The 20,726-nt window shown below is 72.8% G+C and carries 21 protein-coding genes and 1 tRNA gene; 21 read left to right on the top strand and 1 reads right to left on the bottom strand.

Annotated features, from left to right (window positions below; translation table 11 throughout):
* The first annotated feature begins 41 nt into the window (after positions 1-41).
* The 14 genes from hisG to HBH26_RS04485 all read left to right on the top strand — a co-directional run bounded on the left by hisG (position 42) and on the right by HBH26_RS04485 (position 13,017).
* Entirely contained in the window at positions 42-707 is a 666-nt protein-coding gene (gene hisG / locus HBH26_RS04550) for an ATP phosphoribosyltransferase (protein ID WP_168133389.1), read from the top strand.
* Positions 704-1,999 carry a histidinol dehydrogenase gene (gene hisD / locus HBH26_RS04545; RefSeq protein ID WP_168133388.1) on the top strand — a complete coding sequence of 432 codons (1,296 nt, stop codon included), beginning with the start codon at positions 704-706 and terminating at the stop codon, positions 1,997-1,999. The genes hisG and hisD overlap by 4 nt, the downstream gene beginning before the upstream one ends.
* Positions 2,000-2,028: 29 nt before the next feature.
* Entirely contained in the window at positions 2,029-2,505 is a 477-nt protein-coding gene (gene nusB / locus HBH26_RS04540) for a transcription antitermination factor NusB (RefSeq protein ID WP_239024550.1), read from the top strand.
* A gap of 3 nt (positions 2,506-2,508) precedes the next feature.
* Positions 2,509-2,706 carry a DUF4169 family protein gene (locus HBH26_RS04535; RefSeq protein ID WP_168133387.1) on the top strand — a complete coding sequence of 66 codons (198 nt, stop codon included), beginning with the start codon at positions 2,509-2,511 and terminating at the stop codon, positions 2,704-2,706.
* Between the two features lie 49 nt (positions 2,707-2,755).
* Entirely contained in the window at positions 2,756-4,522 is a 1,767-nt protein-coding gene (locus tag HBH26_RS04530) for a sensor domain-containing diguanylate cyclase (protein ID WP_168133386.1), read from the top strand.
* Between the two features lie 252 nt (positions 4,523-4,774).
* Complete coding sequence (thiL, locus tag HBH26_RS04525) at positions 4,775-5,677, top strand: thiamine-phosphate kinase (protein WP_168133385.1); 903 nt, start codon at positions 4,775-4,777, stop codon at positions 5,675-5,677.
* 87 nt (positions 5,678-5,764) lie between these two features.
* Positions 5,765-7,951, top strand: coding sequence for a sodium-translocating pyrophosphatase (locus tag HBH26_RS04520; RefSeq protein ID WP_168133384.1), 2,187 nt, complete (start codon positions 5,765-5,767; stop codon positions 7,949-7,951).
* A 123-nt stretch (positions 7,952-8,074) separates the two neighbouring features.
* Positions 8,075-9,523 carry a DNA methyltransferase gene (locus HBH26_RS04515; protein ID WP_168133383.1) on the top strand — a complete coding sequence of 483 codons (1,449 nt, stop codon included), beginning with the start codon at positions 8,075-8,077 and terminating at the stop codon, positions 9,521-9,523.
* Between the two features lie 139 nt (positions 9,524-9,662).
* Entirely contained in the window at positions 9,663-10,901 is a 1,239-nt protein-coding gene (locus tag HBH26_RS04510; protein WP_168133518.1) for a dicarboxylate/amino acid:cation symporter, read from the top strand.
* Between the two features lie 78 nt (positions 10,902-10,979).
* Positions 10,980-11,225 (top strand): translation initiation factor IF-1, encoded by a 246-nt coding sequence (gene infA, locus HBH26_RS04505; RefSeq protein WP_022685627.1) that lies wholly within the window; start codon positions 10,980-10,982, stop codon positions 11,223-11,225.
* Position 11,226: 1 nt separating this feature from the next.
* Entirely contained in the window at positions 11,227-11,823 is a 597-nt protein-coding gene (locus HBH26_RS04500) for a Maf family protein (RefSeq protein ID WP_168133382.1), read from the top strand.
* Positions 11,816-12,745, top strand: a complete 930-nt coding sequence (locus tag HBH26_RS04495; RefSeq protein WP_168133381.1) for a ribonuclease E/G — start codon at positions 11,816-11,818, stop codon at positions 12,743-12,745. Before HBH26_RS04500 ends, HBH26_RS04495 begins: the two co-directional genes overlap by 8 nt.
* Entirely contained in the window at positions 12,742-12,912 is a 171-nt protein-coding gene (gene yacG, locus HBH26_RS04490; RefSeq protein ID WP_168133380.1) for a DNA gyrase inhibitor YacG, read from the top strand. Before HBH26_RS04495 ends, yacG begins: the two co-directional genes overlap by 4 nt.
* A 30-nt stretch (positions 12,913-12,942) precedes the next feature.
* A tRNA-Phe gene (locus HBH26_RS04485) sits at positions 12,943-13,017 on the top strand.
* 36 nt (positions 13,018-13,053) lie between these two features.
* On the opposite strand, the gene HBH26_RS04480 is transcribed toward HBH26_RS04485, so the two are convergent.
* Positions 13,054-14,550, bottom strand: a complete 1,497-nt coding sequence (locus HBH26_RS04480) for a hypothetical protein (protein WP_168133379.1) — start codon at positions 14,548-14,550, stop codon at positions 13,054-13,056.
* A 221-nt stretch (positions 14,551-14,771) separates the two neighbouring features.
* Here HBH26_RS04480 and HBH26_RS04475 point away from each other — a divergent pair, with 221 nt between their 5' ends.
* Genes HBH26_RS04475 through HBH26_RS04445 form a run of 7 tightly spaced genes read left to right on the top strand, consistent with a single transcriptional unit; the run spans position 14,772 to position 20,660 of the window.
* Positions 14,772-15,044, top strand: a complete 273-nt coding sequence (locus tag HBH26_RS04475) for a hypothetical protein (RefSeq protein WP_168133378.1) — start codon at positions 14,772-14,774, stop codon at positions 15,042-15,044.
* Positions 15,041-16,375, top strand: a complete 1,335-nt coding sequence (locus HBH26_RS04470) for a DNA-packaging protein (protein ID WP_420824975.1) — start codon at positions 15,041-15,043, stop codon at positions 16,373-16,375. The genes HBH26_RS04475 and HBH26_RS04470 overlap by 4 nt, the downstream gene beginning before the upstream one ends.
* 27 nt (positions 16,376-16,402) lie before the next feature.
* Positions 16,403-16,837, top strand: a complete 435-nt coding sequence (locus HBH26_RS20380; RefSeq protein WP_209308313.1) for a hypothetical protein — start codon at positions 16,403-16,405, stop codon at positions 16,835-16,837.
* Positions 16,834-17,601 carry a DUF2163 domain-containing protein gene (locus HBH26_RS04460; RefSeq protein ID WP_168133377.1) on the top strand — a complete coding sequence of 256 codons (768 nt, stop codon included), beginning with the start codon at positions 16,834-16,836 and terminating at the stop codon, positions 17,599-17,601. The genes HBH26_RS20380 and HBH26_RS04460 overlap by 4 nt, the downstream gene beginning before the upstream one ends.
* A gap of 38 nt (positions 17,602-17,639) precedes the next feature.
* Complete coding sequence (locus tag HBH26_RS04455; protein ID WP_168133376.1) at positions 17,640-18,032, top strand: peptidoglycan endopeptidase; 393 nt, start codon at positions 17,640-17,642, stop codon at positions 18,030-18,032.
* A gap of 1 nt (position 18,033) precedes the next feature.
* The gene (locus tag HBH26_RS04450; RefSeq protein WP_168133375.1) at positions 18,034-20,148 is read left to right on the top strand and encodes a phage tail protein; all 2,115 of its coding nucleotides are present in this window, start codon (positions 18,034-18,036) and stop codon (positions 20,146-20,148) included.
* Positions 20,149-20,162: 14 nt separating this feature from the next.
* Entirely contained in the window at positions 20,163-20,660 is a 498-nt protein-coding gene (locus tag HBH26_RS04445; protein ID WP_168133374.1) for a DUF2793 domain-containing protein, read from the top strand.
* Positions 20,661-20,726 lie beyond the last annotated feature (66 nt).

The raw sequence follows: 20,726 nt of genomic DNA, 5'->3' as shown, positions 1-20,726 counted from the left end.
TCATTGCGCCCGTCGGATGCGCTGCGTAAAGCCCGCGCGTCATGTCCAGCGACACCATCGTCATCGCCGTGCCCAAGGGGCGCATCCTGAAGGAAGCGCTGCCGCTGCTCGCCCGCGCCGGCATCGTGCCGGAGGCGGCGTTCGGCGACGAGGACAGCCGCGCGCTGCGCTTCGCCACGCAGGACGCGCGCATCGAGCTGATCCGGGTCCGCGCGTTCGACGTCGCCACCTTCGTCGCGCACGGGGCGGCGCAGCTGGGGATCGTCGGGTCGGACGTGCTGGCCGAGTTCGCCTATCCCGAGCTCTACGCGCCCGTGGACCTGGGGATCGGCCACTGCCGCCTGTCGGTCGCCGAGCCCGCCGACCTCGCCGCGCAGGACGACCCGCGCGGATGGAGCCACGTGCGCGTCGCGACCAAGTATCCGCACCTCACCGCGAAGCATTTCGCGCGGCGCGGCGTGCAGGCGGAGTGCATCAAGCTGAACGGCGCGATGGAACTGGCGCCGACGCTGGGCCTCGCCGCGCGGATCGTCGACCTGGTCTCCTCGGGCCGGACGCTGAAGGAGAACGGGCTGGTCGAGGTGGAGCGGATCATCGACGTGTCGGCGCGGCTGGTCGTCAACCGCGCCGCGATGAAGACGCGCGCGCACGTCTTCCCGCTGGTGGAGGCGTTCCGGGCCGCCGTCGCCGCGGAGGCCGCGGCGTGATCCGGCTGGACACGCGCGACGCGGATTTCGCCGCGCGCTTCGACGCGCTGGTCGACGCCCGGCGGGAGAGCGCGGCGGACGTGACACGCGACGTCGCCACCATCGTGCGCAGCGTGCGCGACGAGGGCGACGCGGCACTGCGCGCCTTCACCCGCAAGCTGGACCGGCACGACCTGGACGAGACCGGCTGGCGCGTGGACGCCGCCGCCTGCGCCGCCGCCTTCGATGCGCTGGAGCCCGAACTGCGCGCCGCGCTGGAACTCGCCGCCACGCGCATCCGCGCCTATCACGAGAAGCAGCGGCCCCAGGACAGCGCCTTCACCGACGCAGCGGGCGTGCGGCTGGGCGCGCGGTGGCGCGCGGTGGAGGCGGCGGGCGTGTACGTCCCCGGCGGGCGCGCGGCCTATCCCTCCACGCTGCTGATGAACGCGATCCCCGCGCGGGTCGCCGGGGTGGACCGGCTGGTCGTCGTCACGCCGACTCCGGATGGCGCGATCAACCCGCTGGTGCTGGCCGCCGCGCACGTCGCGCGGGCGGACGAGGTGTGGCGGATCGGCGGGGCGCAGGCGATCGCCGCGCTCGCCTACGGCACCGAGCGGATCGCGCGGGTCGATGTGGTGACGGGCCCCGGCAATGCCTGGGTCGCGGAGGCCAAGCGGCAGGTCTACGGCGTGGTCGGCATCGACATGGTGGCCGGGCCGAGCGAGATCGTCGTCGTGGCGGACGGCGCCAACGACGCCGAGTGGATCGCCGCCGACCTCTTGAGCCAGGCCGAGCACGACACGACGACGCAGTCGATCCTGTTCACCGACGATGCCGCCTTCGCCGATGCCGCCGCCGCGGCGGTAGAGCGGCAGCTGTCCACGCTGCCGACGCAGGCGGTGGCGCGCGCGGCGTGGGAGGACAATGGCGCGATCGTGCTGGTGCCGACGCTGGCGGACGCGATGCCGCTGGTCGACCGGCTGGCGCCGGAGCATGTCGAGCTGGCGTGCGACGACCCGCAGGCGCTGTTCGACCGGCTGCGCCACGCCGGCTCCGCCTTCCTGGGCCGGCACACGCCCGAGGCGATCGGCGACTATGTCGCGGGACCCAACCACGTGCTGCCGACCGGGCGGCGCGCACGCTTCGCCAGCGGCCTGGGCGTCATCGACTTCATGAAGCGGACCAGCTTCCTCCAGCTGGACGAGACCGCGCTGGCGGAGCTGGGCCCGGCGACGATCGCGCTGGCGGAGGCGGAGGGGCTGCCCGCGCACGCGCGATCGGTGGCGCTGCGGCTGCGGACGAACCGCTGAGGGGTGACGCGCTGCCCCGGCGCGCCTACATGGCGCCGCTTATGGCACGCTCCTCCTCTTCCCCCGCGCGCTCGCGCGCGCGCGCCGCGGCGCGGCTCGCCGCCGTCCAGGCGCTGTACCAGCACGACATGGAGGGGACCGCGATCCCCGCGCTGCTGCACGAATTCCACCACCACCGCATCGGCGCGACGATCGAGGACGTGGAATATGCCGACGCCGACGTCGCCTTCTTCGACGACGTGGTGACGGGCGCGCACGCGCGCGCGGAGGAGATCGACGCGCTGATCGCGCGCAAGCTGGCGCAGGGTTGGGCGCTCGACCGGTTGGACAAGCCGATGAAGGCGATCCTGCGCGCGGGCACCTTTGAGCTGCTGGCGCGCGCCGACGTGCCCACCGGCGCGGCGATCAGCGAGTATGTGGACGTCGCCCACGCCTTCTACGAGCGCCGCGAATCGGGCTTCGTCAACGGCCTGCTGGACGCGATCGCGAAGGACGTGCGCGGCTGAGCCATGGGCGACGTCGTGAACCTGAACCACGCGCGCAAGGCCAAGGCGAGCGCGGCGCGGCGTAGCCAGGCCGCCGCCAACCGCGTCGCGCACGGCCGGACGAAGGCGCAGAAGGACGCCGACCGCGCCGACGCGGCGCGGCGCGAGGCGGCGCTGGACGGCGCGCGGCGCGAGCCGGGGGTTCCGCCTGCGGTGGACTGAACGCGCGCGTTACCGGTCGGTTTACCTTCGCCGCGTTAGGACTCGCGCCATGGGGAAGATGTCCGCACGATGGGGTGCCCGCCGCTGGGCCGTGCCGCTGGCCGGCGCGATCGGCTATGCCGCGCTGGCGACGGCCACGATCGCGCTGACCGCGAAGGCGGCGGCGCCGGCGACGGTGTGGGCGGCGGACGCGGTGATCCTGGCGCTGCTGCTGACGCGCGCGCGCGCCGAGTGGCCCGTGCTGCTCGCCGCGGGATGGATCGCCAATCTGATCGCCAACGTCGCGACGCGCGGCTGGACGCCGGGGCTGGTGCTCTACGGCGCGATCAACATGGGGCAGGTCCTGTTCGCCGCGCATATGCTGCGCCGGCACCCGCGCGCGGGCGGGCTGCTGGAGGACGGCGCCAGCCTGTCGCGCTTCGTGTTCTTCGGCGCGCTGGCCGCGCCTGCGGCAGGCGCCGCGGCGGGGGCGACGGCGGGCTGGATCACCTTCGGCGCCCCGCTGGACACCTCCTTCGTGCACTGGTTCGCCAGCAACGCGCTGGGCATCCTGATCTTCACGCCCTTCCTGTGCGACCTGGCGGCGGGCGAGTATCGCCGCGCGATCGCGACCAGCCGCTGGACGCGCCGGCTGGAGACCACCGCGCTGCTGGCGCTGGCCGCCGGTGTGACCACCGCGATCTTCGCCGGGCCGCCGCTGCCGATCCTGTTCTTCACCTTCGTGCCGCTGCTGATCGCCGCGTTCCGCAACGGGCGGCTGGGCGCGCAGGCGGCGCTGCTGGTGGTGGCGCTGGTCGGCGCGACCGCGACGACGACGGGTCACGGACCGTTCGCATCCATGGCCGGAAGCGCGGCGGTGCAGGCCTTCGCCTTCCAATTCTACCTCGCCGCGCTGACGCTGACGATCCTGCCGGTCGCCGCGGTGATCGGCGCGCGGCACGACGTGATGGTGCGGCTGCGCGAGCGCGAGGAGAGCCTGCGGCTGCTGATGGCGCATTCCGCCGACGTGCTGCTGCGCTTCGACGCGGACGGCACCTGCCTGTCCGCGCACGGACCGGTGGTGGAATTGCTGGGCATCGGTTCGCACCGGCTGGTCGGCAGCTGCCTGCTGCGCCCGGGCGCGCGGGTCGACGCGCACGTGGCGCACGCGTTCGAGGCGGCGATCGCCTCGGGCGAGGTGCGCACGACGGAGCTGAAGCTGCCGCACCGTCCGCACCTGACGATGGAAGTGGCGTTCAAGGCGGTGATCGATGCCGGTCACCTGGACGCGGTGGTCGCCACCGTGCGCGACATCTCCGCGCGGAAGCGGGCGGAAGCGATGCTGGTGAAGGCGGCCGACACCGACAGCCTGACCGGCCTGGTCAACCGTGCCGGGTTCGAGAAGCGGCTGGCGGCGTGGCACGCCGACGGGCTGCGCCCGGCGACGCTGGCGATGATCGACGTCGATCGCTTCAAGTCGATCAACGACGGCAACGGCCACCAGGTGGGCGACGCCGTGCTGAAGGAGATCGCGCAGCGACTGGTGGCGGGCACGCGCGGGGACGATCTGGTGGCGCGGCTGGGCGGGGACGAGTTCGTCATCCTCTTCGCCTCCGACGCGGACGCGGCGCGCGGCGCGTGCGAGCGGATCGGCCAGTCGGTGGCGCGCCGCCCGGTGCACCAGGCCGGCAACGTCGCCGTGCTGACGTCGCTGAGCGTCGGGCTGGCGCCGTGGATGCCGTCGATGTCCCCGTCCGACCTGATCGGCGCGGCCGACGTGGCGCTGTACGAGGCCAAGCGCGGCGGCAGGAACTGCGTGCGCGCCGCCGCCGGTTAGGTCTGATCTGCCCCCCACTCGATCCGCACTTCGAAGCCGGTCGAGGATCTCGCGGATTTCCGTGGCGGCCGCGCGCACGCGGAAAGTCGGTGCCGCGAAGACGCGCGTCTTCGTGCTGCCTGGCCCTGATTTCCGCCTGCGCGGGAACACGAGCGATGTGTGGCACCGCAAAGGGGGGTTCTGCGCGGGCAGGCTATAGGCGCGCGCGGCGATGCGGTGTAGCGCGCTTGCCATGCTCCTGCCGCCGTCCGCATGAACGAGGCCGCGTTCCTTGCGCGGCTGCGCGCGCTGCCGCTGCACCCGGGCGCCCGTGGGCTGGCGGACGATGCCGCCACGCTGGGTCCGTTCGTCGTCACCACCGACACGCTGGTGGAGGGCGTGCACTTCCTTTCCGGCGATCCGCCCGCGGACGTGGCGTGGAAATTGGTGGCGACGAACCTGTCCGATCTCGCCGCGAAGGGCGCGCGCGTGGAGGGGGTGCTGCTGAACCTGCCGCTCTCCGATGCCGCATGGGATGCGGCGTTCCTCGACGGGATGGCCGCGGTGCTCGCCGGGTTGGACTGCCCGCTGATCGGCGGCGACACCGTGTCATTGCCCGCGGGTGCGCCGCGGGTGCTGACGTGCACCGCGATCGGTGCCGAGGCGCCCGCCCCGGCGCGCAGCGGCGCGCGCGCGGGCGATGCGCTGTTCGTCACCGGGACGATCGGCGACGCGGGCGCGGGGCTGGCCTTGCTGCAGGAAGGAAAGGACGACGCCGCCCTGGTCGCCGCCTACCGCCGTCCGCAGCCGCGACTGGCCGAGGGGCGCGTGCTGGCGCCGCTGGTCCACGCCATGATGGACGTGTCCGACGGGCTGCTGATCGACGCCGCCCGCATGGCGGCGGCGAGCGGGCTGGCGGTGGAGATCGCGCTGGACGCGGTGCCGCTGTCCGACGCCTTCGTGCGCGCACGCGGCGGCACCCGCGCGGCGCGGCTGTTCGCCGCGGGTGCGGGCGACGATTACCAGCTGCTGTTCGCCGCCGCGCCGGACCGAACGCCGCCCGCCGCCGCCACCGCGGTCGGGCGCTTCGCCTCGGGCGCGGGATTGCGCTTAACCTATGAGGGTCAGTCGCTTACCCTCCCCGCCCGACTGGGCTTCGAGCACGGGTTGCGCTGACCTTCCGCCTTGCCTAGCCTCCCGATTCGTCGCCTCGCATCCGGCAGAAGACCGGGGCGGGGCGCCCACGAGGGGAGAGATGCGAGCATGACGACGGTCTACCTCGCCATGGTCTGCGGCCTGATCGCCGTGGTCTATGGCATCGTCACCAGCCAGCAGGTGCTGCGACAGCCCGCCGGCAACGCCAAAATGCAGGACATCGCCGCCGCCATCCAGGAAGGTGCCAAGGCGTACCTGGGGCGACAGTACACCACCATCGCCATCGTCGGCGCGATCGTCGCCGTGATCCTCTTCCTCACCCTCGGGCTCCTTTCCACCATCGGTTTCCTGATCGGCGCGGTGCTGTCCGGCGTGGCGGGCTATGTCGGCATGAACATCTCCGTGCGCGCCAACGTGCGCACCGCAGAGGCAGCGCGCGGGTCGCTCCAGGGTGGCCTCACCACCGCCTTCCGCTCCGGCGCGGTGACGGGGATGCTGGTGGCGGGGCTCGGCCTGCTCGCCATCGCCGGGTTCTTCTGGTTCCTCGTGTCGGTCGAGGGACGCGCGCCCAACGATCGCGAGATCGTGGAGGCGCTGACCGCACTCGCCTTCGGCGCGTCGCTGATCTCGATCTTCGCGCGGCTGGGCGGCGGCATCTTCACCAAGGCGGCGGACGTGGGGGCCGACCTGGTCGGCAAGGTGGAGGCGGGCATACCGGAGGACGACCCCCGCAACCCCGCCGTCATCGCCGACAACGTCGGCGACAACGTCGGCGACTGCGCCGGCATGGCCGCCGACCTGTTCGAGACCTATGTCGTGACGCTGGGCGTGACGATGATCTCCATCGCGCTGCTGATCCAGGCGGACGCGGCCGAACTGCTCCGGCTGATGAGCCTGCCGCTGGCGGTCGGCGGCGTGTGCATCGTGACCAGCATCATCGGCACGTACATGGTGCGGCTGGGCCGCAACGGATCGATCATGGGTGCGCTGTACAAGGGATTCTGGACGTCGGCGATCCTGTCCATCCCGGCGATCTACCTGGCCACGCAATATACGCTGGGCGACATGAACGCGGTGATCGGCGGCGCGGGCTTCCTTGACGCGGGGCTGGGCGCCGCGCCCACCGCCGACGCGACCACGCCGGCCGACGCCGCCGTGGCGGGCGTACCCGCGGCGAGCGCGTTCACCGGCATGGACCTGTTCTGGTGCATGCTGATCGGCCTGGCCGTCACCGGCCTGATCGTGTGGATCACCGAATATTACACCGGCACCAACTATCGCCCGGTCAAGTCGATCGCCAAGGCGAGCGAGACCGGGCACGGCACCAACGTGATCCAGGGCCTGGCCATCTCGCTGGAGGCGACGGCGCTGCCGACGCTGGTGATCGTCGTCGCGGTGATCGCGGCGTACAAGCTGGCCGGGATCATCGGCATCGCCTTCGCCGCAACGTCGATGCTGGCGCTGGCGGGCATGGTGGTGGCACTCGACGCTTATGGTCCGGTGACCGACAATGCCGGCGGCATCGCCGAGATGGCCGGGCTGGAGGACGAGGTGCGGCACAAGACCGACGCGCTCGACGCGGTCGGCAACACGACCAAGGCGGTGACCAAGGGCTATGCGATCGGCTCCGCGGGCCTCGCCGCGCTGGTGCTGTTCGGCGCCTATACCACCGACCTGCAGACGTACTTCCCCGACCTGACCGTGGATTTCAGCCTGTCCAACCCGTACGTGATCGTCGGACTGCTGCTGGGCGCGCTGCTGCCGTACCTGTTCGGCGCGTTCGGCATGACCGCGGTCGGCCGGGCGGCGGGCGCCGTGGTCGAGGAGGTGCGCGGGCAGTTCCGCGACAATCCCGGCATCATGCAGGGCACCAGCAGGCCCAATTACGGCCGCACCGTCGACCTGGTCACGCGCGCGGCGATCAAGGAGATGATCGTCCCCTCGCTGCTGCCCGTGCTGTCGCCGATCGTGCTCTACTTCGTCGTCACCGCGGTGGACGGGCAGGCATCGGGCTTCGCCGCGCTGGGGGCGATGCTGCTGGGCGTGATCGTCTCCGGCCTGTTCGTCGCGCTGTCGATGACCAGTGGCGGCGGCGCGTGGGACAATGCGAAGAAGTATATCGAAGACGGCAACCACGGCGGCAAGGGCAGCGAGGCGCACAAGGCCGCGGTGACCGGCGATACCGTGGGCGACCCGTACAAGGATACCGCGGGGCCCGCCGTGAACCCGATGATCAAGATCACCAATATCGTCGCGCTGCTGCTGCTCGCCGCGCTGGCGGGCGGGGGCGGCTGACGCGGACACCGGGCGGGGCGAGGCCCCGCCCGGCCCCGGCGTCCTCCCGCGTGCCGCGGAATACCGCCATAATGGAGGCAACACCGTTGGACGCCGGGCCGCAACCGTCCTTCATGCGGGGGCATGACTGCCGCCGCCCGCAACCGTCCTGCAAACCATCTCTACTACGGCGACAATCTCGAAGTGCTGCGGCGCGAGATCGGCGATGCCAGCGTCGACCTGATCTACCTCGACCCTCCGTTCAACTCGAACGCCAACTACAACATCCTCTTCCGATCCCCGACCGGCGACAGCGCCGACGCGCAGATCGAGGCGTTCGAGGATACGTGGCATTGGAACGACGCCGCGGAGGACGCCTTCGACCAGGTGGCGAGGAGCGGCAACACGCGCGCGTTCGACCTGTTGAACGCGATGCGCGCGTTCCTGGGCGAGAACGACATGATGGCGTATCTCGCGATGATGGCGGTGCGGATGATCGAGCTGCACCGCGTGCTGAAGCCGACCGGGAGCCTGTACCTCCACTGCGATCCCACCGCGGGCCATTACCTGAAGCTGCTGCTGGACGGCGTGTTCGGCGCGCGCGCGTTCCGGCGCGAGATCGTGTGGCGGTCGGGCTGGGTCAGCGGATTCAAGACGCGCACCGCCAACTGGATCCGCAACCACGACACGATCTTCTACTACGTGCGCGATCCGGCGGGGACGTGGACGTTCAACAAGCAATATGTCGCGCACGAGGCCGATTACGTCCGGCGCGGCGGCGGCGAGAACCCGCTGGGCAAGGCGATCGACGACGTCTGGGACGATCCGGCGCTCTACTCGCCCAACATCAAGTCCTTTTCCAGCGAGAAGCTGGGATATCCGACGCAGAAGCCGGTTGCGCTGCTGGAGCGGATCGTGTCCGCGTCGTCCAACGCGGGTGACGTGGTGCTGGACCCGTTCTGCGGCTGCGGCACCGCCGTCCACGCCGCGCAGAAGCTGGGGCGGCAGTGGATCGGGATCGACGTGACGCACCTCGCCATCAGCCTGATCGAGAAGAGGATGCAGGCCGCCTTTCCCGACGCCGCCTTCACCGTGGAGGGCACGCCGCGCGACCTCGCCTCCGCCGAGGACCTGGCGCGGCGGGACAAGTACCAGTTCCAATGGTGGGTCGTCTCGATGATCGACGCCATGCCCCATGGCGGCAAGAGGAAGGGCGCGGACGGCGGGATCGACGGCATCGTCTACTTCAAGCCCGACGGCAAGCGGACCGAGCGGGCGCTGGTCTCCGTGAAGGGCGGCGACAACGTCGGCGTGCAGATGATCCGCGACCTGCACTCGACGATGGAACGCGAGAAGGCGCCGGTCGGCATCTTCGTGACCAAGGCCCTGCCAACCGCGGCGATGGAGAAGGAGGCGGCGGCGGTGGGCCGGTTCCACGCCGAGGCGAGCGGCAGGAGCTATCCGCGCTTGCAGATCATCACGCTGGCGGAACTGATGCGGGGCAAGCGGCCCGACATCCCCTATGTCGATCCCACCGCCGCGTTCCGCCGGGCGGCGCGGGAGGAGACCGGGCAGCAGGGATCGCTGCTGTAGCGAAACCCGGGGTGACGGGGTCTTCTTTGAGCTCACGCTGCCGTCTTCCGTGTCGCAACCGGAACAAACCGCCAGCCGCCCGCGCTTGTCGCGGGTGAGCGATGCCGATGCCCCTTCCCGCTTCCCGCTGGCCTGGCGGATGCTGGCGGGGTTCGCCGTCGGGCTGGTCGCGGGGCTGATCGTCAATCTCGCCGCCGGCGATGCCGCCTGGGTGAAGGCGGTGACGACCCACGTCACCGGGCCGTTCGGCCAGCTGTTCCTGCGGCTGCTGTTCATGCTGGTCATTCCGCTGCTGTTCGCGGCGCTGGTGACGGGCGTGGCGGAGATGAAGGATCTGGCGCAGCTGCGCCGCATCGGCCTGCGCACGCTGGCGTTCACCGTCGTGCTGTCGACGCTGTCGGTGATCGTCGCGCTGGCGCTGGTGAACCTGCTGCGCCCCGGCGAGGGCATCGACCCGGCGACAGCGCGGCAGATGCTGGCGGAGGGCGGCACCGGCGCGGGCGCGATCCTGCGCGAAGGGGGGAAGCAGCCGGGCGCGATGGACGGCGTGCTGGCGATCATTCCGGAGAACCCGGTGCGCGCCGCGGCGGACGGCGACATCCTGGCGCTGATGGTCTTCGCGCTGGCCATCGGCATCGGGCTGGTGCTGGTGCGCAGCGAGAAGACCGAGGCGTTCGAGCGCGCCATCGAAGGTCTGCTGGAGATCGTGCTGCGGCTGATCGGCCTGGTCATCCGGCTGGCGCCGATCGCGGTCGCGTGCTTCATGTTCAACCTGACCGCGCTGTTCGGCGTCGACCTGCTCGTCCGGCTGGGCGCGTTCGTCGGGACGGTGCTGGCGGCGCTGCTGTTCCAGTTGATCGTCGTCTATTCCGCGGCGATCGTCCTGGCGGCGGGTCGCAACCCGCTCCATTTCTATCGCGCGATCCAGCCGGCGATGGTGATGGCCTTCTCCACCGCCTCGTCCAACGCCACGCTGCCGACCTCGCTGGAGGTGGCGGAAGGGCCGTTGAAGCTGCCGCGGCAGGTGGCGCGCTTCGTGCTGACGATCGGCGCGACCGCCAACCAGAACGGGACGGCGATGTTCGAGGGCGTCACCGTGATCTTCCTGGCGCAGTTCTTCGGCGTGGACCTGTCGCTCGGGCAGCAGGCGATGGTGATGGGCGTGTGCATCCTGGGCGGCGTCGGCACCGCCGGGGTGCCGGCGGGATCGCTGCCCGTGATCGCATTGATCCTGGGCATGGTAGGCGTGCCGCCGGCGGCGATCGGCATCGTGCTGGGCGTCGACCGCTTCCTCGACATGTGCCGCACGACGCTGAACGTCTCGGGCGATCTCGCCATCGCCACGATGGTCGCGGGGCGGCGGCCCCCTCGAAACTAGCGCTTTTCGTCCCCACCTTCACTTTGCGGCGCCCTTCGGCTAAGGGCGCGCGCGATCCCTTCCGAAAAGAGAATCCGTTTGGCGAAAGAAGAACTCCTCGAAATGCGCGGTCAGGTGGTGGAGCTGCTGCCCAACGCCATGTTCCGCGTCCGGCTCGAGAACGATCACGAGATCCTGGGCCACACCGCGGGCAAGATGCGCAAGAACCGCATCCGCGTGCTCGTAGGTGACGAGGTGCTGGTCGAGCTGACCCCCTACGACCTGACCAAGGGCCGGATCACCTACCGCTTCATGCCCGGTCGCGGCGGCCCCGGGCCGTCGTAGCATGGCGGTGGACGCGCCGCCCGCCGGGGCGCCGCTGGTCCTCGCCTCCTCCTCGCCGCGGCGTCGCGATCTGCTCGCGCGGATCGGCGTGACCCCGGCGCGGATCGCCAATCCCGCCATCGACGAGACGCCGCTGCCCGGCGAGCTGCCGCGCCGCTACGCGCTGCGACTCGCGGAGGAGAAGGCGCGAGCGGTGGATCGTGCCGCGGGCGAGGCGGTGATCGCGGGCGACACGACGATCGCGCTGGGCCGCCGCATCCTGCCACCCGCGGACGACGAAACGGTGCAGCGGCGGCTGCTGGCGATGCTGTCCGGCCGGCGCCACCACGCGTTGTCCGCCGTCTGCGTGATCGCGCCCGACGGCACGGCGCGGACCCGGCTGGCCGACACGATCGTCGCCTTTCGCGCGCTGAGCCCGCGCGACGTCGACGACTATGTCGCGTGCGGCGAGGGGCTGGGCAAGGCCGGCGGCTATGCGATACAGGGCCGGGCGGAGGCGTGGGTGCGCTTCCTGTCCGGCAGCCACTCGGGCGTGATCGGCCTGCCGCTGTTCGAGACGCGCGCGCTGCTGGCGGGCGCGGGCGTCCTCCTTGGCTGAGTGGCTGTACGAGGACGGGATCGGCGAAGCGCGTGCGGCGCTGATCGATGGCGGGCGCATCGTCGAGGCGCGAACCGAGCTGCCCGGCCGCTTGCGCGTCGGAACGGTGGCGCCGGCGCGGCTGGTGGAGCGCATGCTCGCGCGGCTGGACGAGGGCGGCGACGTGGCGCTGGACCGCGCGCCCGCCGGAGTAACGTTGGGCGCGCGGATCGTCGTGGAGATCGTGCGCGAGGCGATACCCGAGCCCGGCAGGTCAAAGCCGGCGAAGGCGCGCGTGAGCGACGCCCTCCCCCGCTCCGGCCCGGACCTGTACGAGCGGATCGCCGCGACCGGGCTGCCCGTGCGGCGATCCGCCGTGCATGAGCGCGACGCGCTGGAGGAGGCGGGCTGGTCCGACGTGCTGGAGGAGGCGCTGACCGGCGACATCGCCTTCGCCGGGGGCGCGCTGCGCATGACGCCGACGCCGGCGATGACGCTGTTCGACGTGGACGGCGAGCCGGGCGACCTGGCGGCCCTCTCCATCCGTGCCGCGGCGGCGGTGGGCGCGGCGATCCGGCGGCACGATATCGGCGGATCGATCGGCATCGACTTCCCGACGATCACCGGCAAGGCGGACCGGCAGGCGGTGGCGGCGGCGCTGGACGCCGCGCTGCCGCCGCCGTTCGAGCGGACCGCGGTGAACGGCTTCGGCTTCCTGCAGATCGTGCGTCCGCGCCCGCGCGTGTCGCTGCCCGAGCGGCTGCGCGCCGATCCCGTCGGCGCGGCGGCGCGCGCGGCGCTGCGGCTGCTGGAGCGGGTGCCGGCCGGCGCACCGAACCGGCACCGCCTGCCCGACGCGGTGCGTGCGCGGATCGAGGCGACGCCCGGCTGGATCGACGCGCTGGTGACACGCACGGGGCGCGTCCCCATCTTCGACCTATGACCCAGCTATGCCCGCTGTGCGCCGCGCCGGCTTCTCCGGCAAACGCGCCCTTCTGCAGCCCGCGGTGCCGCGACCGCGACCTCCTCAACTGGCTGGGCGAGGGATATCGCCTGCCAGGGCGCGAGGGGGTGACGGAAGCGCTGGACACCGTGGAAAACCGCGACTAAGGACGCCGCTCCATCGCGGTTCCGCGGTGTGCCCGGGTAGCTCAGTGGTAGAGCAGACGACTGAAAATCGTCGTGTCGGTGGTTCGACTCCGCCCCTGGGCACCACTTCCCTCCTCCTCCTGCTTTCCCCTCGTCCGGGCCTCACGCGTCCGGAACGTGCTCCACGTAGCGCTGGTCGAAGCCGTTGATGAGGGCGGTCTCCATCTCGCCAAGTGCGGTGCGCAGCTGATTCGACTGTTCGTAGAACGCGCCGAGCGCGTCGCGCACCTCTTCACGGATGCCGGCGTCGAGCCGCTCCGAGCCTGCGGTCCAGGCGGCGTCGACGCCCGCGTCGATCAGCGCGCCCGCGGGCCCGGCCTTGCCCGAGACGAAGCCGGTGAGCTTGTCGGAGAAGAAGCGGATCGCGTCGATCTTCGCGTCCTTGCTCTCCTTGCTGCTGTCGAAGAAGTCGTTGGCGCCGCCCGTCACCGAGCCGACCAGTTCACCCAGCCCGGTGGCGCCGGCGAGGCGCTGGTCCGCGCTCAGCGCGTGGTCCTGCAGCTGCGCGGAGAGGCGGTCCATTTCGTTGCCGATCGCGGCGATGCTCTCGTCCTTCAGCGGATAGTCGGCGTCGAGCAGGATCTTGCCGACGAAATCCTGCACGAGGTTCTCGCGCGCGTCCTCCGCGCTGTTGAAGCGCCAGCCGCTCTCGTTCAGGCGACTGAGGTTCGTGTTGAAATACTGGCCGAGCTCGCCCAGTCCCGCGCCGTTCTCCGACCCGGTGTGACCCGAGCGGACCAGCGTGGCGAATATCGAGTCGGTGGTCGTCTGCACGCCCGGCGCACTCGGATTGGCGGCGTTGACCAGGCCGGCCAGCACGTCGAAGCCATTGCGGTCCGGCGCGACCAACGAGGAATAGGCGCCGGTGCTGGTGGTGGCCATCATGGCGTCCATCAGCCCCATGTCGCCCGCCACGGGGCCTGCGGCCTCGATCCGCCCGATCTCGCGCACCACGGCGTTGGCGGCCGCGGGTACCCCGTGCGCCGCCGCCATGTTGGCGACGTCACCCGCCGCGACCAGCATCGCGGGGCCGTTCTCATAGGCGTTGATGTCGTAACCCTCGGCCCGGGCCGCATCGAGCAGGCGGCCGGCGACCTGGTTCAGCATGCGGCCATCGGTGACCTGCGACAGCAGCTGGCGCGCGCCGTCGGAGAAGGCGTTGGTCGACGGATCGACGAGGCCGAACAGGTCGTCGACGTCGAGCCGGCCACTGTCCGCGCCACGACCGATCGCGTCGGCGACCTGTGCGCCGAGCGCCGCTCCCTCGTCGCTGCCGTCGCCGGCGCCGACCTGCTCCAGCGCGGCCTGCACCAGTTCGGGCACGGTCTTGCCGTTGTCGAGCGTCGACCAGCCGGGCGAGTGGGTGAGGTCCACCAGCTGCGCGACATATTCGTCCTTCTGTTCCTGCGAGAGCGAGGGGTCCGCAAGCTGCTGCTGGATCTGATAGGCGATCGCGCCGACCGGCTCGGGACCGGGAAAGGTGCCGGCCTGGATCGTCGTGACCACCGCATCGGTGACCTTCGGATCGGGCGGCGGCGCGGGTGGGACGTAGGTGGGCGTGCTGGTCGCGAAGGCGCCGCCGATTGCCGCAACGTTCATGGCCGAAACTCCTGATCGATCGGTGTTATTGTCGGCTTCGATGGTGCGGGGGGTCGATAGTCGATCCGACTAAGCGGGCCGGGCGCCGCCAGAGCCCTTGACAGCGCGACGCTGTTTGTGTACATAACGGGAACATCGAGATGGTGTGAGTCGGGCCGGGCGGCGGGGTGGTGGACACCCCGGCGCACCGGCCCGCGGCGTTTTCGGGCGAAGGGGGCGGCATGGCGCAGGGGAGCGGGGGTCCGGTCGCGGGCGGGCGCGCGCTGGCGGCGCGGTACGCGCGGCTGGAGCGGGCGATGCTGGCCTATCTGATCGGGCGGATGGAAGCCGAGGGCGCGAGCAAGGCGGTGACCGCCGCCGACATCCAGCTGGGGCTGGCGCTGCTGGCGCGGACGCGGGAAGCGACAGTCGGGCCGGCGACGCGCTTCGCCAGCGCGGCGGACACGGACGCGACGATCCGGCGCAAGCTGGACGCGCTGGCGGCGGAGGCGTGACGGCGCGACGGCCGGCGGGAACGCGCCGGGACATCGTCGGCGAGGACATCTGGCGGCTGGCGGGGGCGGACGCGGACGTCCGAAGGCGGGTGCTGGCCGACCTGCCGGACGCGCAGCGGCGCGAACTGGCGGCGCGCTGGACGCTGTCGGCGCACGCCGGGCAGGTCGGGCCGGCGGGCGCGTGGCGGGTGTGGCTGATCCGCGCAGGGCGCGGCTTCGGCAAGACCCGCGCCGGCGCCGAGTGGGTCTACGAGCAGGCGCGGCTGTGCGGCAACGCGCGCATCGCGCTGGTCGGCGCGACGATCGACGAGGCGCGCGGCGTGATGGTGGAGGGGCCGAGCGGCGTCGTCGCCGTGGCGGCGCCGCACGAGCGGGTCGAGTGGCGGCCGACGCGGGGCGAGGTGCGCTTCGCCAGCGGCGCGGTGGCGCGGATCTATTCCGCCGCCGCGCCGGAGAGCCTGCGCGGTCCGGAGCACCACGTCGCCTGGGCCGACGAGCTGGCCAAGTGGACCCGGCCGGACGCCTGGACGAACCTGATGATGGGATTGCGGCTGGGCGACCTGCCGCGCGCGATCGTCACCACCACGCCGCGGCCGACGCGGCTGATGCGGCAGGTGATGGCGATGCCCGGCGTGGTCGAGACGCGCGGGCGGACCGGCGACAACGCGCACCTGCCCGCCGCCTTCGTCGCGGCGATGGCGGCGGAATATGGCGGGACGCGGCTGGGCCGGCAGGAGCTGGACGGCGAGCTGCTGGACGACGTGGTCGGTGCGCTGTGGCCGCGCGCGCTCATCGAGCGGCAGCGCGTGCGCGATGCGCCGGCGCTGGTGCGCGTAGTCGTCGGCGTCGATCCGCCCGCCGGGACCGCTGGCGACGCCTGCGGCATCGTCGCGGCGGGCCAGGCGGAGGACGGTCGCGGCTACGTGATCGAGGATGCGAGCGTGGCGAACGCCTCGCCCGAAGGGTGGGCGCGGGCGGTGGCGGCGTGCGCGGCGCGGGTGGGCGCGGACCGCGTGATCGCGGAGGCGAACCAGGGCGGCGCGATGGTGGCGAGCGTCCTGCGCGCGGCGGAGGCGACGCTGCCGCTGACGCTGGTCCACGCCAGCCGCGGCAAGGTGGCGCGGGCGGAGCCGGTGGCGGCGCTGTACGAGAGCGGGCGAGTGTTCCACGCGGGCGCCTTCCCCGCGCTGGAGGACGAGCTGGCGGGATTGTCGGCGGGCGGCGGCTACGAGGGGCCGGGCCGGTCGCCCGACCGGGCCGACGCCTGCGTCTACGCGCTGACGCATCTGATGCTGAAGCCGGTGCCGAAGGGGCGCGTGGCGGTCGTCTGACCGCAGCGGATCGAGGGAGACAGACGAATGGCATGGTTCGGGTGGAAGCCCGGGCGCGCAGGCGCGCGCCCGGCGCTGTCGCGTGCCGGGAGCGCGTGGCGGACGGAGGCGGTGCCGCAGGGCTACGACGCGCAGGTGCGCGCGGGATATCTGTCCAACGCGGTGGCGCAGCGCGCGGTACGGCTGGTGGCCGAAGGGGTCGGCGGTGCGCCGCTGGATGCGGGCGACCCCGCGCTGGCGACGCTGATCGGCGCGCGCGGGCTGATGGAGGCGGTGGCGGTGCAGCTGCTGCTGCACGGCAATGCCTTCGTGCAGATCCTGCGCAACGAGGACGGCGCGGCGAGCGCGCTGTTCCCGCTGCGGCCCGAGCGGGTCGCCGAGGACCGGCTGAGCGTGCAGCGCGCGACGTTCCAGGCGGGCGCGGCGCCCAGCGTGCCGCTGATCGAGGTGCGCGAGGCATGAGCGGCGCGGACCGGATATCGAGCATCGCGCTGTGCTGGCGGATCGAGCGGCGCGACGGCGTGACGATCGCGCTGACCGACCACGATCGCGACCTGTCGATCGGCGACGACCTGTATCGCGCCGCGCCGGGCATGACCCCGTCCGCCATCGTGCGCAGCGAGGGGCTGGACGCGGCGACGATGGAGGCGAGAGGCGCGCTGCACGCCGCGGCGATCACCGCGCGTGACCTGGCGGCGGGGCGGTGGGATGGGGCGCGGGTGGTCGCCTTCGCGATCGACTGGAGCGACGCCGGCACCCTGCCCGTGCCGCTCGCCGAGGGACGAATGGGCGAGGTGACGGTCGCCGACGGTGGCTTCGCCGCCGAGTTGCAAGGCGCCGCCGCGCGGCTGGAGCGGCCGGTGACGGAGGCGACCTCGCCGGGGTGTCGGGCCGTGCTGGGCGACGCGCGATGCCGGGTGGCGATGGCGGGACGACGGCGGTTCGCCCGGGTCGTCGCGTCGGCGGGCACCGCGCTGACGCTGGACGCGGCGGAGCCGGTGGACGATGCCTATGGCGACGGGCGCGTGCGCTGGCTGGGCGGCGCCAACGCCGGGCTGGAGACGGCGGTCGCGCGCTCGCACGGCGCGGGCGTCACGCTGCGCACGCCGCCGGCCTTCTCGGTCGCGGCGGGAGCGCTGGTCGAGTTGATCGAGGGGTGCGACGGGACGATCGCGACCTGCGCGAGCCGGTTCGGTAACGTCGCGAACTTCCGCGGCGAGCCTTAGCTGCCGGGAATGGACCTGCTGACGCGCTACCCCGGCGCATGACGGCGGGGGAGCGCGCCGCGGCGGCGGCACGGGCGTGCGTCGGCGCGCGGTTCCGGGCGCGCGGCCGCGATCGCGCCGGCGGATTGGACTGCGTCGGCGTGGCCGCCTGCGCGCTTCGCGCCGCGGGTTGGCGCGGGCAGGTGCCGGAGGGCTACGCGCTGCGCACCGGCGCGCCGCTGGCGGTGCCTGCCGGCCTCGCCGAGTGCGACGGCGCGGCGACTGGCGACGTCCTGCTGTGCCGCGTCGCGGCGACGCAGCTGCACCTGCTGGTGCGCGTGCCGGGCGGCACGGTGCACGCCGACGCGGCGGCGCGTCGGGTGGTCGAGCGGCCCGGCGCGGTGCCGTGGCCGATCGTGACGGCGTGGCGCGTCGCACGGGAGGAGGAGTGACATGGCGACACTGGTATTGACCACGGTGGGCGGGGCGATCGGTGGGCCGATCGGCGCGGCGCTGGGCGCCCTGGCCGGGCAGGCGATCGACCGGCGGCTGCTCGCCCCGCCCGCGCGCCAGGGCCCGCGGCTGACCGAACTGGCGCTGCAGACGTCGACCTACGGCACGCAGATCCCGCGCGTGTTTGGCACGATGCGCGTGGCGGGCACGGTGATCTGGTCGACCGACCTGATCGAGACGCGCGCCCGGCGGCGCGGAGGCAAGGGACAGCCGGCGACCGCGAGCTACAGCTACGCCGCGTCCTTCGCCGTAGCGCTGTCGGCGCGGCCGGTGCTGCGCGTCGGGCGGATATGGGCGGACGGCAAGCTGCTGCGCGGCGCGGCGGGCGACTGGAAGAGCGCGACCGGGTTCCGGCTGCATCGCGGCGACGAGGACCAGGCGGCCGACCCGCTGATCGCCAGCCTGTCCAACCCGACACCGGCGCACCGCGGGATCGCCTATGCCGTGTTCGAGGAACTGCAGCTCGCCGACTTCGGCAACCGCATCCCGTCGCTGACCTTCGAAGTGACCGCGGACGAGCGCGCGGTGCCGGTCGGCGCGATCGCGCGCGAGCTGGGCGCGGGCGCGATCGTCGGGGAGGGGCCGACGGCGACGGTCGACGGCTTCGCCGCCGCCGGCAGCGGCGTGGCCGGCGCGCTGGAGACGCTGGCGCAGGCGGCGGGCGCCTGGTTCGTGCCGCAGGGCGGCGGGCTGGCCATGCGCGACGCCGCGGCGGGGCCGGCGACGGTGCTGGACGCCGACGTGGCGCAGGAGATGGTGCGCGGCACGATCGACGCGGTGCCGCTCTCGCTGTCGCTGTCGCACTATGACGCGGCGCGAGACTATCAGATCGGCAGGCAGCTGGCGCGGCGCCCGGGCGCGGGGCACGGCCATCTCGCGATCGAGCTGCCCGCCGCGCTTTCCGCGGCCCAGGCGCGGCGGATCGCCGATGCCGCGCTGCTGGCGCGCGAGACGGCGCGGGTGCGACGGCGGGTGACGGCGGACATCGGCAGCATCGGCGTGGCACCGGGCGACCCGGTACGCGTGGCCGGCGAGACGGGCGACTGGCGCGTCACGCAGGCATCGGTGGAGGGGATGCAGGTGACGCTGGACCTGGTGCCGGTCGCGGCCGGTGTGACGGCGCGCCCCGCGGATGCCGGCCGGCCGATCCTGGAGGCCGACCATCCGGCCGGCCGGACCGTGCTGGAGGTGTTCGAACTGCCCCCGCTCGACGATGCGCTGCCCGACGTGCCGCAGCTGCTGATCGCGGCGGCGGGCACGGAGGCGGGCTGGCGCGGCGCGGCCCTGTCGATCAGCCGCGACGGCATCGCGTGGGAGGATGCCGGAGCGACTGCGCCGCCCGCGATCATCGGTATGCTCGACCTGCCGGTGCGAGCGACCACCGCGGCGCTGACCGACCATGCCGAGACGCTCACCGTCGTTTTCGCGCACGACGACGTCGGGCTGGAACCCGCCGGTGCCGCCGCCCTGGCGGGTGGCGCGAACCTGGCGCTATTGGGCGACGAGCTGATCCAATTCGCCGACGCCGCCCGGCTTTCGCCGCGGCGCTGGCGCCTGTCCGGCCTGTGGCGCGGGAGACGCGGCACCGCCGTCGCGGCGCATGATGCCGGTGCACGCTTCGTCCTGATCGAGCGCGCGACGCTGGTCGCGCTGCCGCTCGCCGACGCATCCCGGCCGGTGTCCGTCAGCGCGAGCGGGATCGGCGACGGCGTGAACGCCGCCACCCGGACGGTCGCGCCGACGCGCCTGTCGGTGGCGCCGCCCGCGCCCGTCCACCTGCGCGCCCATCGCGACACCGCGGGTGGACTGCGCGCGAGCTGGATCCGCCGCAGCCGCCGCGGCTGGCGGTGGGAGGACGGCGTGGACGTTCCGCTGGTGGAGGAGCGCGAGACCTATCGCGTCGTCGTCGACCAGGCGGGCACGATCCGCGAATGGATCGTCGACACGCCCGCCTTCGCCCTCGCCGCGGGCGGCATTGGCGCCGGGCCGGCGACGGTGAGCGTCCGGCAGATCGGCACGCTGGCGCCATCGCCCGCCGCCACCATCACCATCTGAGGAAGGAGCACCGCATGAGCGACACCGCACGCTTCGCCCTGCCGCTGCTGGAGAGCGGCCAGGCGCAGAAGGAATTGACGCACAACGAGGCGCTGGCGCTGATCGACATCGGCCTGCACACCGTGGTGGAGGCCGTCGCCACCAACACGCCGCCGGCTTCGCCGCTGGCCGGGCAATGCTGGATCGTCGGCAGCGCGCCGACCGAGGAGTGGGCGGGACGGGCGGGCAGCGTGGCCGGGTGGACCGCCGGCGGCTGGCGCTTCCTTCCCGCGCGCGACGGGATGGCGGTGTGGAACCGGGCGACGGGACGACCGGCGGCGCGGGTTGACGGAACGTGGGAGGACGGCGTGCTGCGCGGCCGCGCCCTGATGATCGACGGGCAGCAGGTCGTGGGCGCGCGCCGGGTGGCGGTGCCCGCACCGAGCGGAGGAACGGTGATCGACGTCGAGGCGCGGGCGGCGATCCAGCAGATCCTCGCCGCGCTGACCGCCCACGGCCTGCTCGGCGCCTGACCCTGGCTGTTGCGCCGGAGCAACAGTCCCCGGGTTTTGTCGGCTTGTGTGGAAACCATCGCTTCT

Origin of the sequence: Sphingomonas corticis (assembly GCF_012035195.1) — a bacterium.
Classification (GTDB): domain Bacteria; phylum Pseudomonadota; class Alphaproteobacteria; order Sphingomonadales; family Sphingomonadaceae; genus Sphingomonas; species Sphingomonas corticis.
The sequence above is the reverse complement of the archived record's forward strand: the minus strand, read 5'-3'. Positions and strand labels throughout refer to the sequence as shown.

What these genes read in the sequence shown, in the direction of transcription:
- hisG (WP_168133389.1), top strand. Translation starts at nt 42, where the DNA reads ATGTCCAGCGACACCATCGTCATCGCCGTGCCCAAGGGGCGCATCCTG.
- nusB (WP_239024550.1), top strand. Translation starts at nt 2,029, where the DNA reads ATGGCGCCGCTTATGGCACGCTCCTCCTCTTCCCCCGCGCGCTCGCGC.
- HBH26_RS04535 (WP_168133387.1), top strand. Translation starts at nt 2,509, where the DNA reads ATGGGCGACGTCGTGAACCTGAACCACGCGCGCAAGGCCAAGGCGAGC.
- HBH26_RS04530 (WP_168133386.1), top strand. Translation starts at nt 2,756, where the DNA reads ATGGGGAAGATGTCCGCACGATGGGGTGCCCGCCGCTGGGCCGTGCCG.
- thiL (WP_168133385.1), top strand. Translation starts at nt 4,775, where the DNA reads ATGAACGAGGCCGCGTTCCTTGCGCGGCTGCGCGCGCTGCCGCTGCAC.
- HBH26_RS04520 (WP_168133384.1), top strand. Translation starts at nt 5,765, where the DNA reads ATGACGACGGTCTACCTCGCCATGGTCTGCGGCCTGATCGCCGTGGTC.
- HBH26_RS04515 (WP_168133383.1), top strand. Translation starts at nt 8,075, where the DNA reads ATGACTGCCGCCGCCCGCAACCGTCCTGCAAACCATCTCTACTACGGC.
- HBH26_RS04510 (WP_168133518.1), top strand. Translation starts at nt 9,663, where the DNA reads ATGCTGGCGGGGTTCGCCGTCGGGCTGGTCGCGGGGCTGATCGTCAAT.
- HBH26_RS04500 (WP_168133382.1), top strand. Translation starts at nt 11,227, where the DNA reads ATGGCGGTGGACGCGCCGCCCGCCGGGGCGCCGCTGGTCCTCGCCTCC.
- yacG (WP_168133380.1), top strand. Translation starts at nt 12,742, where the DNA reads ATGACCCAGCTATGCCCGCTGTGCGCCGCGCCGGCTTCTCCGGCAAAC.
- HBH26_RS04480 (WP_168133379.1), bottom strand. Translation starts at nt 14,550, where the DNA reads ATGAACGTTGCGGCAATCGGCGGCGCCTTCGCGACCAGCACGCCCACC.
- HBH26_RS04475 (WP_168133378.1), top strand. Translation starts at nt 14,772, where the DNA reads ATGGCGCAGGGGAGCGGGGGTCCGGTCGCGGGCGGGCGCGCGCTGGCG.
- HBH26_RS20380 (WP_209308313.1), top strand. Translation starts at nt 16,403, where the DNA reads ATGGCATGGTTCGGGTGGAAGCCCGGGCGCGCAGGCGCGCGCCCGGCG.
- HBH26_RS04460 (WP_168133377.1), top strand. Translation starts at nt 16,834, where the DNA reads ATGAGCGGCGCGGACCGGATATCGAGCATCGCGCTGTGCTGGCGGATC.
- HBH26_RS04455 (WP_168133376.1), top strand. Translation starts at nt 17,640, where the DNA reads ATGACGGCGGGGGAGCGCGCCGCGGCGGCGGCACGGGCGTGCGTCGGC.
- HBH26_RS04450 (WP_168133375.1), top strand. Translation starts at nt 18,034, where the DNA reads ATGGCGACACTGGTATTGACCACGGTGGGCGGGGCGATCGGTGGGCCG.
- HBH26_RS04445 (WP_168133374.1), top strand. Translation starts at nt 20,163, where the DNA reads ATGAGCGACACCGCACGCTTCGCCCTGCCGCTGCTGGAGAGCGGCCAG.